Annotated in this window: 8 protein-coding genes; 5 read left to right on the plus strand and 3 right to left on the minus strand. The window is 68.5% G+C overall.

What is annotated here, in order from left to right; translation table 11 throughout:
- Nucleotides 1-26 precede the first annotated feature (26 nt).
- Both E3C22_RS06080 and E3C22_RS06085 read left to right on the plus strand, forming a co-directional pair.
- Nucleotides 27-1,976, plus strand: coding sequence for an autotransporter assembly complex protein TamA (locus E3C22_RS06080; protein ID WP_245514813.1), 1,950 nt, complete (start codon nucleotides 27-29; stop codon nucleotides 1,974-1,976).
- Nucleotides 1,976-8,563: a translocation/assembly module TamB domain-containing protein gene (locus tag E3C22_RS06085; RefSeq protein ID WP_134761122.1), complete on the plus strand. Its 6,588-nt coding sequence runs from the start codon at nucleotides 1,976-1,978 to the stop codon at nucleotides 8,561-8,563. Before E3C22_RS06080 ends, E3C22_RS06085 begins: the two co-directional genes overlap by 1 nt.
- Nucleotides 8,564-8,788: 225 nt before the next feature.
- Here E3C22_RS06085 and E3C22_RS06090 read toward each other — a convergent pair whose 3' ends face one another.
- The gene (locus E3C22_RS06090) at nucleotides 8,789-9,661 is read right to left on the minus strand and encodes a D-alanyl-D-alanine carboxypeptidase family protein (RefSeq protein WP_134761123.1); all 873 of its coding nucleotides are present in this window, start codon (nucleotides 9,659-9,661) and stop codon (nucleotides 8,789-8,791) included.
- A gap of 282 nt (nucleotides 9,662-9,943) precedes the next feature.
- Here E3C22_RS06090 and E3C22_RS06095 point away from each other — a divergent pair, with 282 nt between their 5' ends.
- Complete coding sequence (locus E3C22_RS06095) at nucleotides 9,944-10,615, plus strand: DUF1045 domain-containing protein (RefSeq protein WP_134761124.1); 672 nt, start codon at nucleotides 9,944-9,946, stop codon at nucleotides 10,613-10,615.
- A 101-nt stretch (nucleotides 10,616-10,716) separates the two neighbouring features.
- Here E3C22_RS06095 and E3C22_RS06100 read toward each other — a convergent pair whose 3' ends face one another.
- A complete protein-coding gene (locus E3C22_RS06100) occupies nucleotides 10,717-11,682 on the minus strand; it encodes a hypothetical protein (RefSeq protein WP_134761125.1) in 966 nt (321 codons plus the stop codon).
- A gap of 234 nt (nucleotides 11,683-11,916) precedes the next feature.
- On the opposite strand from E3C22_RS06100, the gene E3C22_RS06105 reads away from it, so the two are divergent.
- Nucleotides 11,917-12,648 carry a response regulator transcription factor gene (locus E3C22_RS06105; RefSeq protein WP_134761126.1) on the plus strand — a complete coding sequence of 244 codons (732 nt, stop codon included), beginning with the start codon at nucleotides 11,917-11,919 and terminating at the stop codon, nucleotides 12,646-12,648.
- Entirely contained in the window at nucleotides 12,645-13,898 is a 1,254-nt protein-coding gene (locus E3C22_RS06110; protein WP_134761127.1) for an ATP-binding protein, read from the plus strand. The genes E3C22_RS06105 and E3C22_RS06110 overlap by 4 nt, the downstream gene beginning before the upstream one ends.
- A gap of 81 nt (nucleotides 13,899-13,979) precedes the next feature.
- On the opposite strand, the gene E3C22_RS06115 is transcribed toward E3C22_RS06110, so the two are convergent.
- Nucleotides 13,980-14,753, minus strand: a complete 774-nt coding sequence (locus E3C22_RS06115) for a polyphosphate kinase 2 family protein (protein WP_245514814.1) — start codon at nucleotides 14,751-14,753, stop codon at nucleotides 13,980-13,982.
- Nucleotides 14,754-14,815 lie beyond the last annotated feature (62 nt).

Genomic DNA, 14,815 nt, shown 5'->3' on the forward strand with positions numbered 1-14,815 from the left:
ATCGCTGGCTCAGGGGATGTAAGCGTTTGATCGCAAATGACCGCCTGCTCGCAATCTGCCTGTCGATTGCCCTGGCGATTTCTCTGGCCTCGCCCGTAGGCGCCTTCGAGATCTTCGGCATGAAGTTCTTCGAGAGCGCCGATTCCGAGGTCGAGGTCATCGATCCCCTGAACTACGCCGTGACGCTGCAGGTCGAGCCCGCCCCCGACGACGAGGACGGCGCGCTGGAAGAGACGCTGAACGACGCCTCCGGCCTTGTCAGCGACGAGGAAAAGCCGGTCTCCGGCTCGCTCGGGCTGATCTCCAAGGCCAAGACCGACCGCAAGCGCCTGGTCGCTGCGCTGTTCGAACAGGCCCGCTATGACGGTCTCGTCGACATCTTCATCGAAGGCCGCGACATCACGACACTGCCGCCGGACGCCAGCTTCTCGGCGCGGCCGGTGCCGGTGACGATCAAGGTACGGCCGGGATCGAAATACCGCCTCGGCCGGATCGCGGTGTCGACCGGCGGCATCCCGGTCGATCCCGCCGAATACGGCCTCGAACAGGGCGGCGACGCCGGCTCGGCCAAGGTCCTCGAAGCCGAGGGCAAGATGTTCAACAAGCTGCGCGAGGACGGCCGGCCCTTCGTCGCCGTCACCCACCGCGACATCGTCGCCGATGCGGCCGACGACAGACTGGACTACGAGGCCAGCCTCGACCCCGGCCCGCGCGTTCCTTTCGGCGACGTCTGGATCGACGGGGCCGAGGACGTCGACCCCGGCTTCATCGCCTATATGACGGGCATCAAGGCCGGCGAGGTGTTTTCGCCGAAGGAACTTGCCGAGGCCCGCGCCCGGCTGAACAAGCTCGGCGTCTTCTCCTCCGTCACCGTCAAGGAAGGCAAGGCGCAGGATCTGGACGGCACGCTTCCCGTGCAGGTCGAGGTCGGCGAGCGCAAGTTCGGCTACTATGGCGTCGGCGCGACCTATTCGAACACCGAGGGTGCCGGCGCCAACGGCTATGTCGGCTACCGCAACCTGTTCGGTAGGGCCGAGTCGCTCCGCTTCGACGCCTCGGTCTCGCGCATCGGCGCCACCGCCGTTTCCGGCGAGGCGCGCGAGACAAGCGGCATCGATTATTCGAGCTCGCTGGTGTTCAAGAAGCCCGGCGTGCTCGGCCCGGACTCGGTCTATATCGGCTCGCTGGAGATCAAGCGCGAACAGCCCCTCGCCTATGACCGCACCAGCTACGCCGCGACCAGCGGCGTCGAATACGACATCGACGAGCAGCAGAAGCTCAACGTCACGCTGCGGGCGGAATATGAGGAGATCACCGACTTTCTCGGCGATCGTGACTATTTCATCACCTCGGTGCCGATCACCTATACCTATGACGGGCGCGACAACGAGCTGAACCCCACCGACGGCTTCTATTTCCAGGCGCTGGCCGAGCCCTCCTACGGCTTCAACACCTCCACCGCCTTCCTGAAGACCCGGCTCGACGGAAGGGCCTATCTCTCGCTGCTCGAAAGCGACCGGCTGATCTTTGCAAGCCGCCTCGGCTACGGCACGATCTTCGGCGCCGACCTCCTCGACATCCCCAACGACCGCCGTTTCTACGCCGGTGGCGGCGGCTCGGTCCGCGGCTACGAGTTCCAGTCGATCGGCCCGTATTTCCCAGGCTCGGTGCCGCCGGGTTCCGGCTTCAATTCCGACTTCGTCGACACCCCGACCGGCGGCCTGTCGCTGTTCGACGGCTCGGTCGAGGCCCGTATCGGCATCACCGAGAACATCCAGATCGTGCCCTTCCTCGATTTCGGCACGGTGTCCGACGAGCTCGTGCCGGACTTTTCGACCTTCAAGCTCGGCGCCGGCGTCGGCGCCCGCTATCTTACCAGCTTCGGCCCGATCCGCGTCGACGTCGGCATCCCCCTCGATCCGGGACCGCGGGACGCGAGCTACCAGATCTATGCCGGTATCGGACAGGCCTTCTGATGATCAATGAACGCCTCGCCGCCCTCGCCCTGACGCTCTTCCTCGCGATGGCCGCGCTGCTGCCGGCCGGCCGCCCGGCTGATGCGCAAGAGTTCATCGCCAGCCAGATCGAGAACCTCATCTCCACCGACACGATGAAGGTGAAGATCGACGGGCTCTCCGGTGCTCTCACCGGGGCGCTGAGGATCGAGAAGGTGACGGTCTCCGATCCGCAGGGCGTGTTCCTGACGGCGAGCGACCTCGCCATGGACTGGTCGCCGCTGTCGCTGATGCGCTCGAACGTTTCGATCGACAAGCTGACTGCCGGACAGATCGTGCTCGAACGCCTGCCGACCGGCCAGCCGGCGAGCGAGGACGACGGCAGCGGCGGCGGCTTCTCGCTGCCGTCGATCACCGCCGACATCCGCGACATCACTCTCAACGAGTTCATCATCGGCGAGGCGATCGCCGGCACCCGGGCGCGGCTGAAGGCCAATGCCAGCCTCAACCTCAAGGACGACCCGAAGCAGCTCAGCGCCAAGGCTACCGTCGAACGGCTCGACAAGCCGGGCCGGATCGCCTTCGACGTCGACTTCGCACCCGACGACAACAAGCTCGTGGTCAATATCGACGCCGGCGAGCCCCAGGGCGGCCTGGTCGCGACGCTGCTTGGCATTCCCGGCGCTCCGCCGGTCGAGCTGACGGTGAACGGCTCCGGCCCGCTCTCCGGCTTCATGGCCAATGGCGGGCTGACGGTCGACGGCGAGCAGGCGATGACGCTGACCGCCCGCGTCGACCGCCAGGAGGCGGCCTATCGCGCGGCGCTGTCGGTCAATGTCGCCGCCGAGCGTTTCGTGCCCGAGGCCTATCAGCGCTATGTCGCAGGCGGCGCCAATCTCGACGCGGCGGTGGAGATTCGCGACGACGGCACCTACCGGATCGACCAGTGGACGCTGTCCTCACAGGCGATCCAGCTTTCGGCGTCAGGCGCCGTCGATCCCTCAGGCTCCGGCAACGACATCGCAGTCCAGCTCACCGCCCCCGGCGGCGGGCCGATCGCCCTGTCGCTCGGCACGCCCGAGACGCCGATCGACATCTCGCTCGCCAGCCTCGACGCGGCGCTGAAGGGGGCGCTTTCGAGCGCCGATCTCAGCCTGAAGGCCAGCCTGCCCCAGCTCGTCTATGGCGACTATGCCGCCGACAATCTCGGCGCCGAGATCACCAGCCAGGCTTTTGACGTGACCGGCCTCACCGGGCCGTTCCAGCTTTCGGCAAGCGTCGCCTCGGCCAAGGCGCCGGAGGGGGTGCAGCAGCGCTTCCTCGACGGTCCGATCAAGCTCGACGGCCAGGGCGCCCTCGACCAGAACGGCATCCGGCTCGATCCGGCGACGCTGAAGACCGACGTCGCAGACCTGAAAGTCACCGGCGCGGCGGCGCTGACCTTCTCGACCTTCGACCTGACGCTCGATTCGAACTTCCAGACCGTCGCGCTCTCCGCCGGCCTCGCGCCGCTGGCCGGCGAGAACCTTGCGGTTTCCGGCAAGTTCGCCCGGCAGGCAGACGGTTCGCTGTCGGCGAGCGACCTCAAGGTCACCGGCGACAACCTCTCGATCAGCGGCTCGGCCGGACTGAACGGCGAAACGGTGTCGGCCGACATTTCCGGCCGCCTCGCCAATGCAGGTGCGGTCAGCCAGTCCTTTTCCGGCGCCGCAAGCTTCCAGCTGACCGCCAGCGGGCCCACCGAGAAGCCCGACGTCAACCTCACCGTCGACGGCAATGGCCTGTCGATCAACGGCCGCGAACTTGCCAATCTCACCGTCAGGGCGACCGGCACGCTCGACCCCGCCTCGCCGCGTGCAAGCGTCGACATTTCCGGCGTCATCGACGGCCAGCCGCTGGAGGGCAAGGCCCAGCTGACGACGGAAGCGAGCGGCGAGCGAAAGCTCTCCGGCCTCGTGATCCGCCAGGGTCCAAACCGCATCACCGGCGACCTCGTCCTCAACGAGAACTTCCTCCCGATCGGCACCCTCGACGTCAAGCTCGACGATCTCGCCGCCCTTGCCACCCTCGGCGGCGTCACGGCGAGCGGCGACGTGGCCGGAACGATCGGCTTCGACGTCCAGCCGGACGGAACGCCCGTCGCCAAGCCGGACCTTGCCGGCGACAGCATCACGGTCTCCGGCAACACGCTTGCCGGCGCCAGGATCGACGTTGCGCTCTACGACTATCTCGGCATCCCGCAGCCCGAAGGCAGCGTCACCGCGCTGTCGATCGGCGCCGCCGGCCTCGACGTCGAGAACCTTTCCGTCGATCTCGCCCGGGCAGGCCAGGGCACCGACACGCCGAGCACGACGGTCGACGCCTCGGCGCGGGCCAACGGCGTTCCGATCGCGCTGTCCGGCGACGCCAGCTTCAAGCCGAACGAAACGCTGATCGCCTTGAAGACGCTGACTGCCGAGATCCCGGATGCCGCCGTCGCTCTGCAGGACGAGGCGCGGGTGCGGATCGCCGACGGCACCACCTCCTTGTCCGACCTCGTCCTGACCGTCGGTGACGGCCGGCTCACGGCCTCGGGCAGCGCCGGGCAGACGCTCGACCTTTCGGCGAGCCTCGAGAACGTCCCGGCCGCGGTCGCCAACCCCTTCCTGCCGGACCTCGCCCTCGCCGGTACGCTCGATGGCACCGCGAATGTCACCGGCAACGCCGACGACCCTGCCGCCCGCTTCGACATGCGGCTGGCGCAGATCGTCGCCAGCCGCACCGGCAGCAAGGCGACGCCGCCGGTCGACGGCACCTTGTCCGGCAGCTATGGCGGCGGCACGCTGCAGCTTCAGACCGCGCGGCTCGACCTCGGCGACGGCTCGCTGACCGCGACCGGCTCGGTCGGCGACACGATTAACCTCGATGTCGACCTCGCCGATGCGCCTGTGGCGATCGCCAATGCCTTCGTCGACGGGCTCGACGCCTCGGGTACCCTGTCGGGCAATGCAGAGGTCTCCGGCACGACCAGCGCGCCGGCGGCGAAATTTACCCTGACCGGCCGCGAAATCACCGCGAAGGCCATTGCCGATGCCGGCATCGGCAAGCTGTCGCTCGACGCCTCGGGATCTTACCGGGACAACGTCCTCACCCTGGCAAATGCGGTCGTCGAGGTGGGCCCGGCGTCCCTGACGGCATCGGGCACGATCGGCGACCGGCTCGACGTTCAGGCGCGGGCCGAAAACCTGCCCGTCGGCCTCGTCAACGGCTTCGTCCCCAACCTTTCAGCCAAGGGCATCGTCTCCGGCACGGCGAGCGCCACCGGCACGATCGAAAACCCCGATGCGACCTTCGACATCCAGGGCAGCGGGATCACCACCGACGAGATCGCCCGGTCCGGCATCAAGCCGCTCGACCTGCGCCTTGCCGGCAGCTACGCCGACGGCACTGCGGACATTCAGACCGGCGTCGTCAATGTCGGCGACGGCTCGCTGAACGTCACCGGCCGGGTCGGCGACAATCTCGACGTCACCGCCAAGGTCAACAAGCTGCCGGTCGGGCTCGCCAACGGCTTCGTCGAGGGCCTCGGCGCCAGCGGCACGATCTCCGGCACCGCGAAGGCCAGCGGAACGCTGCAGGAGCCGGTCGCAAGCTTCGACCTCAGCGGCACCGAGATCACCACCGGACAGATCGCCAGGGGTGGCGTTCCGCCTTTGGTGGTCGATGCGGCCGGCAACTACCGGAACGGCACGCTCAGCCTCGATACCGCCAGGCTCGACGTCGGCGACGGATCGCTCAGGGCCTCAGGGACGGTCGGCGAAGAGCTGAACCTCGACCTCGCCCTCGACACCCTCCCCGTCGGCCTTGCCAACGGTTTCGTCGACGGGCTCAACGCCAGCGGCACGATCTCCGGCACCGGCAGGGCGACGGGCTCGCTCTCCGACCCGAACGCCACCTTCCAGCTGTCCGGCAGCGGCATCACGACGGAGCAGATCGCCAAGTCCGGCGTCGCCCCCCTCAGCCTCGATGCGGCAGGCTCCTATGCCAAGGGCACCGCGACGATCGAAAAGGCAAACGTCACCGTCGGTGACGGTTCGCTGCGGGCGGCGGGGACCGTCGGCCAGGAACTGAACCTCGATCTCTCTCTGGACGCCCTGCCCGTCGGCCTCGCCAACGGCTTCGTCGAGGGTCTCGGGGCCAGGGGCACGATTTCCGGGACCGGCAAGGCGACCGGTTCGCTCGCCGATCCGAACGCCACCTTCCAGCTGTCCGGCAGCGGCATCACGACGGAGCAGATCGCCAAGTCCGGCGTCGCGCCCCTCAGCCTCGACGCGGCTGGCTCCTACGCCAACGGCGCCGCAACGATCGAAAAGGCCGACGTCACCGTCGGCGACGGCCGTCTGTCGGCCGAAGGCACCGTCGGCGAGGCGCTCGACCTGAAGGTTACCGCCAGCGAGATTCCGGCAGGCCTTGCCAACGGCTTCGTCGCAGGGCTCGGCGCCCGCGGCACGCTGTCCGGCAATGCGACGGCCACCGGTTCGCTCTCCGACCCGCAGGCGGAGTTCACCCTCACGGGCAGCGGCATCACCACGGAAGACATCGCCCGCTCGGGCACCGCGCCGCTCACCCTCGACGTTGCCGGCAGCTATCGGAACGGCACACTCGATCTCGCCAATGCCGAAGTCGCCGTCGGCAATGGCGGGCTGACGGCACGGGGAACCGTCGGGCAGCAGCTCGACATCGACGTCGCCATCGATCGCCTGCCCGTCGGCATCGCCAACGGTTTCGTCAAGGGGCTCGGGGCAGAGGGGACGATCTCCGGCACGGCCAGGGCGGAAGGTTCGCTCTCCAGTCCGAATGCCAGCTTCGACCTCAAGGCCGCCGGCGTCTCCGTCGCCCAGAGCCGGGCGGCCGGCGCGCCGGCGCTCAGCGCCGACCTTGCCGGCAAGTATCAGGGCGGCAATCTCGCCCTCGACCAGGCGCTCGTCAGGGTCGGCGGCGGCACCATCCGCGTCACCGGCGGGGCCAGCCAGACGAACCTGAACCTCACCGCCGAGATCCGCGGACTGCCGGCCTCGATCGCCAGCGCCGCCGCCGCTGGCCTTGCGCCGCAGGGCACGATCAACGGCACCGTCAAGGCGACCGGCGCACCGACCAACCCTCGGGTCGACTACGACATCACCGCCTCGGGCGTCTCCATCCAGCAGACGCGCGGCGCAGGCGTCGGCGCGCTGCAGGTGACAACCAACGGCCAGTATGCCGGGAACCGCGTCACGACCGACACGCGGCTTTCGGGCAGCGGCATCGCCCTCACCGTCAACGGCTCCGTCGGCCTTGCCGGAACGCCGACACTCGACCTGTCGGCCAACGGCACCGCGCCGCTGTCGCTCGCCAACGCCATTCTCGCCGAGGGCGGCAGATCGGTGCAGGGCACGGCCCGGCTCGACGCTCGCGTCACCGGCCCAGCCACCCAGCCGAACGTCAACGGCACCATCAGCGTCGCCGGCGCGCGGCTCGTCGACAGCGGCTTCAACATCGCCCTCAACGACATCAACACGACGATCACGCTCAACGGCACCAGCGCCACGATCCAGAGCTTTTCGGGCCAGATCTCCTCCGGCGGCAGCGTCAGCATCGCCGGCACCGTCGGCCTGACCGGCCAGTTCCCGGCAGACCTGACGATCCGCGCCGACCGCGCCCGCTACAATGACGGCGAACTGATCGCCGCGCGCCTCTCGGCCGACCTGACCCTCACCGGCCCGCTGGTCGCGACGCCGACGCTTGCGGGCAGGATCGATGCGGAGGAAATCGACGTCATCGTGCCGGACAATCTGCCGAGCTCGCTCGCCCGGATCGACGTCACCCACCGCAATGCCAGCCGGGCGGTCATCGAGCAGCAGCGCGAACTCTTCCCCAAGACTGCCGGCGGAACCAGCGGCGGCGGCATCAATCTCGACATCACCTTCAACGCGCCGAACCGCGTCTTCGTGCGCGGCCGCGGCCTCGACCTCGAGCTCGGCGGTTCGCTGCAGATCACCGGCCCTGCTTCCAATCTCGGCATCGTCGGCGGCTTCGACCTGCAGCGCGGCCGCTTCCAGATCCTCGCCAAGCAGCTGACCTTCCAGCGCGGCAGGCTGAGCTTTACCGGCGATTTGATCCCTACCCTCGATCTCGAGGCGACCTCGACCGTCGACGACGTCACGATCTATGTGACGATCACCGGGCCGGCGAGCAATCCGTCGGTCAGCTTCTCCTCCAATCCGGCTCTGCCGCAGGACGAGGTGCTGGCACGGCTGATCTTCGGACAGGGCACCTCGGACCTGTCGCCGCTGCAGATCGCCCAGCTCGCCGAAGCCGCCGCGACGCTCGCCGGCGTCGGCGGCTCCACCGGCCTTCTCGACAATCTGCGCTCGCAGCTCGGCGTCGACGATCTCAATGTCTCGACGACCTCGGATGGCCAGACCGCCGTCGGCGTCGGCAAATATCTCAACGACAACACCTATCTCGGCGTCGATTCCACCGGCCGGGTGTCGCTCGATCTGAAGCTCGGCGGCGGCCTGAAGGCGCGCGGCGCCGTCACCTCTTCCGGCGGCGGCGAGGTCGGCGTGTTCTACGAGGGCGAGTTCTGAGGCGGGCGCTACAGCATCGGCCCGAAAATCGGAGTCGATTTTCTCAAAAGCGCGATGCGGTGATTCGATAAGTTTGAGCGCCCTTCGTGCGTCCATTCGCTTCTGCGCGATGCCCTCCGCGCACTGATCGAAAGGGAGAGCGCCCAGCAGCTCTCCGAGCGCCGCGGCAACGAAGCTGACCTCGAGCCGGCGCCGGTGCGGCGCTGACCGGGCAGCGCAGCCGCCTCACATGTACTTGTCGATCAGCGCGGTGACCTCGGCGTTGCGGGCAGCGCCGGTCTGGCCGCCCATCACGACGACGATCAGACGGCGGCCGCCGCGCTCGACGGTCGCGACGAGATGGAAGCCGGAATCGCGAATATAGCCGGTCTTCAGCCCGTCGACGCCGGCGACCTTGCCGAGCAGCTTGTTGGTCGCGTGATAGGTGCGGCCCTTGAAGGTGAACTGGGTGACGCGGAACATCGGCATGTAGCGCTGGTTGCGCGCGATCAGCGCCCTTGCCAGGGTCGCCATGTCGCGGGCCGTCGAGATCTGCCGCGGATCCGGCAGGCCGGAGGCGTTGACGAAGCGGGTGTTGCGCATGCCGAGCTGGCGGGCCTTGGCGGTCATCGCCGCCGCAAAGGCCTCCTGGGTGCCGCCGAGATTCTCGGCGATCACAACGGCGACGTCGTTGGCCGACTTGGTCGCCACGGCCTGCGCCGCATCGCGCACGGTGATCGTCTCGCCGGGCGTAAAGCCGAGCTTGGCCGGCGGCTCGGCCGCCGCCTCGGCGCTGACGGTGAGCGGCGTGTCGAGGGAGATCTCGCCGGAATCGACCGCCTCGAACAGCAGATAGAGCGTCATCATCTTCGACAGCGAAGCCGGATAGCGCAGCGCGTCGGCATTCTCCGCCTCGAGGATGCGGCCGCTCTGATAGTCCATCACGAGGACCGAATGGCCGCGGATCTCGGCCGAACTCGTCGGGCTCAGCGTCCCGACCCCAAGCCCCGCCGGCGAAAGCTCCGCCGTCTGGCAGCCGGCGAGCGACAGAGCGAGCACCGCCAGAGCGAGGAGGCGGAGCGGCCGGACGGAACGAAGTGCCTGTGGCCAAGGTCGCATGGGACGGTTCCGGAAGGTTGCGCTCAACGAGCTATGCGCAACCGGCCGGAATCCTGTCAAACCCTTGCAACAGCGTCGAAAGACTTCGCGCTTCGCCTGTGCCGGCGATGCCACATCGCGGCCGCCTTCGCGGCACGAGACGGGCCGCGGCTGGACGCGCCGCCCTCCGGATGACATCAGGGCGTCACCCTGCCGGGGGCATCTTCCGGCGAAGGACTGCGCCGGCCTCGGCCGGCATGAACGATCCGCCCTCGACGGGCGGCGCATCGGGAGACGACGGGCATGCGCGCGGCGATCTACTTCACTCCGCCGGCCGGTTCGGCGCTGGCCAAGACCGCCGCCACCTGGCTCGGACGCAATCCCTTCGACGGCGAGCCGACCCGCAAGCCGGACAAGACCCGCGATCCCCTCGTCGCCTCCCCGGCCCGCTACGGCTTCCACGCCACCATCGTCGCGCCGTTCCGGCTGATCGAACCGTCGCATCTGGAAGCGATCGACGAACGCCTCGCCGAATTCTGTGCCGCCCAGACGCCCTTCGAGATCACCATGTCGGTGCCACGGAAGCTCGGCGAGTTCTTCGCCCTCGTCCCGGCCGAGCCCTCCGTGCCACTGCGGACCCTCGAGGACGCCGCCGTCCGCGCCTTTGCGCCGTTCCGGCCGAAGCCGACCGAAGACGAGATCGCCCGCCGCCGGCCCGAGCGGCTCAGCGAACGTCAGCGCGCCTATCTGCAGGAATGGGGCTATCCGTACGTCTTCGAGGAATTCCGCTTCCACATGACGCTCTCGGGCGCCTTGTCGAAGTCCGAGGCGAAGGCGCTTCTGCCTGACCTGCAGGAGACCTTCGCGCCCTTCGACGGAGAAAGGCTGGCGATCGACCAGCTGGCGATCTTCCTCGAGGCGGAGCCGGGTGCCGCCTTCAAGGTCCACTCCGTCCACCGCTTCGAAGCGGCCTGACGCAACCCCTGCCGCAAGACGAAAGCGGGACGGCGTCGCCGCCGTCCCGCTCCGTCGTCGCGCCGGGTCGTCACCGTTTCAGGTCACGGCCCGTCCGCCCCTCAGCCCTGCTGAGGCGCTTCGTCCTGCCCGTCGTCAGGGCCCTCGTCCGGTGCCATGTCTGCCGGGCCGCCGTTCGAGGGGCCGCCCATGTCGTCCTGCGGCGGCATCGGGCCGCGCGGGCCGCCATGACGCTCGCCGAAGCGGGGGCCGTGTCCCGGACCGGGACCCATGTGATGGCGCGGGCCGCGATCGCCACGGCGCATGTCCTGCATCATCGAACGCACGAGGCCGCGGGCCGTCTTGACCTGGTCCGGCGTCAGCGTCGTCTCGAGATCGGCGAGCGCCGACTTCAGCGTCTTTGCCTTCTCGCCGGCATCGATGGCACGGTCGGCGAAGCGGTCGAGCATCCTGAAGGCGAAGAGACCCTTCTGGTCTGCCGCATCCGGCCGGCCGGCCTGATCCGTCGCCTCGGGGGCGTTGTCGTCGCCCGGCTGCGGGGCTGCCGCATCCGGTCCGCCGGGGCGGGCGGGACCCATGCCGTGGGGCCGCATGCCGTGCGGGCCCATGGGCGGCTGCATCGACTCGGCAAAATCGATCAGCGCGGCGGTGAACTTGCGCCAGGTCGCCATCTGGTCGGGCTGGATGCCGATGCCCGTCTCGATCGCGGCCAGCGCGCCGGCGAGCCTTGCCGGCGACATCATCATGCCGTGGCGCGGTCCGTGACGGCCGCCGCCGTGGTGGCCCGGTCCGCGATGATCGCGGCCCTTGCGCCAGCCGTCGCCCTCGGGACCGCCGCGGTCGAACCGGTCGGCAAGCCGCATCGGGCCCTTCTGCATCGGGCCCTTCTGGTCATCGCCCTGTCGGATCTGTTGGGTCTGCTGGGAACCGGCCTGGGGCATCGTCTGCGCAAACGCGCTGGTGCCGACGAGGGCCGCCGCGAGGATCGCGCCGGTGGTCATGCCCGCACGGCGGCCGAAGCGGCCGGCCTTGGCGGCGGGGGTCTTCATGTCTCGAACTGGTCTCATCACTGATCTCCTCTGATTCGAGTGATGGTGAAGAGATAGGTGGGGCATGTTGCGAGGGTGCGGCGGAAAGTTGCCGATTGTCGCCAAGATCACCCCGTTTTGTTACGGCATGTATCCGCCGGCGGCGAGGCAATATCGGGTTACAAAACTCGCCTCGCGCCCGGGCGCGCAAGGGCGCAGAGACTTACAACTCTTGCTCATTCGAACGAATGATCGACATGGGGACGATCGCAGATGACCCAGGCCAACATTCTCGTCGTGGATGACGATCCGGAGATCTGCCGGCTGCTCGCCAAATATCTCGAGGGTCAGGGCTTCCGCTGCCAGCTCGCCGCCAACCGCCGCCAGTGCAAGCAGCGGCTGGAGGATTTTCGCGTCGATCTCGTGGTCCTCGACGTCATGCTGCCGGACGGTTCCGGCCTCGACATCTGCCGGGAGATCAAGGACGAGCGGCCCGAGCTCGCGGTGATCCTCCTGACCGCGCTGAAGGAAGACGTCGACCGGATCATCGGCCTCGAACTCGGCGCCGACGACTATCTCGGCAAGCCCTTCAATCCGCGCGAACTCGCCGCGCGGATCCGTGCGGTCCTGCGCCGGGCCGGCGCCACGGCTCCGAAGGAGGTCACCTCGGCGCCGGGCTATCGCTTCGAGGGCTTCGTCGCCAGCCCCGAACGGCGCAGCGTCACCGGGCCGGACGGCGAGGACGTCTCGCTCACCGGCGCCGAATTCGATCTCCTGATGATCTTCCTCGACCGGCCGGGCCGGGTCCTCTCGCGCGACATCCTGATGGACCTTCTGCACGGCCGCTCCGCCGATCCCTTCGACCGATCGATCGACGTGACGATGAGCCGGCTCAGGCGCAAGCTCAACGACAACGGCGTCTTCCGCCTGTTCAAGACGGTTCGCAACGGCGGCTACCAGTTCACCGCCCGCGTCGAACGCGAGGAGGCGGAGGCCAAACCGTGAAATCGCTCAGGGTTCGCCTGGCGCTGCTGCTCGTCGGCTCGGTCCTCGGCGTCGTCGCGCTGGCGGCGGCCGTCTCGCTAGTGATGCTCGACCGGCCCGACCGGGACAGTTTCCGCACGAGCTTTGCCGAGGAGGTGCGGATCATCTCGGCGGTGCTGCGGGAAGATCCCTCGGCCGCCGACCGGCTCGGCATCACCGTCGGCAAGCGGCCGGTGCGCGAGCCGGACGTCTTCGTCCACGACAGCCGCGGCATTAAGGAAAACCTCGCCGCGCGCGGCATCCCGACCGAAGTGCGGATCGTCGGCGATCCGGCCTCGCGCACCCGCCAGATCGCCTTCGAGGTCTCGCCCGGCCGCTGGGCCTACCTGCCCTATCCGGGCTTTCCGCCGCGCAATCTTCTCGGCTTCATCACCTATCTCGCAGTGCTGGCGGTCGGCGTTTCGGCGGTGTCGATCTTCGCCGCAACCAAGATGACCCGGCCGCTGGTGATCCTCGACGAGGCGGTGTCGAATGTCGGGGTCGACGGCCTGCCGGCCCATGTTCCCGAAGACGGCCCGGCGGAGGTGCGCGCCACCGCCTCGGCGCTCAACCGGCTGACCTCCCGGGTGCGCACCGCGGTCGAGAGCCGCATGCGCCTCGTCGCCGCCGCCGGCCACGACCTCAGGACGCCGATGACCCGCATGCGGCTTCGCGCCGAGTTCCTGCCCGACGACGAGCGGGAGACCTGGCTGAAGGATCTGGAAGAGCTCGACCGTATCGCCGACAGCGCCATCCGCTTGGTGCGCGAGGAGGTCGAGCCGCAATCGGCCGAACCCGTCGCGCTTTCCGGGCTGCTCCACGAGATCGTCACCGAGCTTTCCGAGATCGGCCGCACCATCGCGCCGTTGCCGCCGGACACGCCGGCGCTGACGGTCACCGCCCGGCCGCTCGCTCTCAAGCGGGCGCTGCGCAACCTGATCGACAATGCCGCGGTCCATGGCGGCGGCGCCCGCGTGGCGCTCGGCCGATCAGGCCATGCTGCCGAGATCCGCATCGAGGACGATGGCCCGGGCATTCCGGCGGAGATGCTGGAACGCGCCTTCGAGCCGTTCTTCCGGGTCGATCCCGGCCGCCGCAAGCTGAAGCCCGGCGCCGGTCTCGGCATGGCGATCGCCAAGGAGATCGTCGACCAATCCGGCGGCACGATCGCCATCGCCAACCGCCCTGGCGGCGGCCTCGAACAGGTGATCACCCTGCCGCTGGCAGCCTGACCGGCACGGATCGGGGCCTCCCCTAACACCCTCATCACCTGAACGGTTCGATCCGCCTGTCTCATGAGGTGTGGCCGGCAATCAGCCCTTTCCCGCTTCCTGGCGATAGCGCTCTTCGAGCGAGGCATCCGGCGGCGGCGGGGTGAGGTCGGCGCCCTCCGACAGCCTGTCGGCGATATGGTTCAACGCGCTGATCCTGGCGAATTTCTTCTGGTTCGAAGGCACGACGTGCCAGGGCGCCTCGGCGGTGTCGGTACGGGCCAGCATGTCGTCTACCGCGGTGACGTAGTCGTCCCACTTCTCGCGGTTGCGAAAATCCTCATAGGTCAGCTTCCAGCGCTTCAGCGGGTTGGACAGCCGCTTTTCGAAACGCTTCAGCTGCTCTTCCGGATCGATATAGAGGAACACCTTGACGACCTTCGTCCCCGCGTCGGTCAGCATGGCCTCGAAGGCATTGATCTCGCCATAGGCGCGGCGCCAGGCCTTTTCCTCGGTGAATTCCTCCACCCGCTCGACCAGGACGCGGCCGTACCAGGAGCGATCGAAGACGGCGATCTCGGTGGCGCTCGGCAGCCGTTCGAAGAACCGCGCGAGATAATGCCGGGTCTTGTCCGCCTCCGTCGGCGCGCCGATCGGCCAGACCTTCAGCCCGCGCGGATCGATCACCGACGACATGCGGCGGATCGTGCCGCCCTTGCCCGCCGCGTCCCAGCCCTCGAAAACGACGACCGCCTTGCGGCGATGGAAGAGATAGGCCTGATGGATCGCCAGGAACCGGGTGGTCAGTTCCGCGATCGCCGCCTCGTAGTCGTCGTCGTCGATGCGCGCGTTCATGTCGAGCTGTGCGAGCTTCACCGGCTTTCTCCAATGCTTGCCTCTGTGCGGCCGGCGGCCTCTCACAGGGCCGTCACCGCTGC

This window comes from Jiella endophytica (assembly GCF_004519335.1).
Classification (GTDB): Bacteria; Pseudomonadota; Alphaproteobacteria; order Rhizobiales; family Rhizobiaceae; genus Jiella; species Jiella endophytica.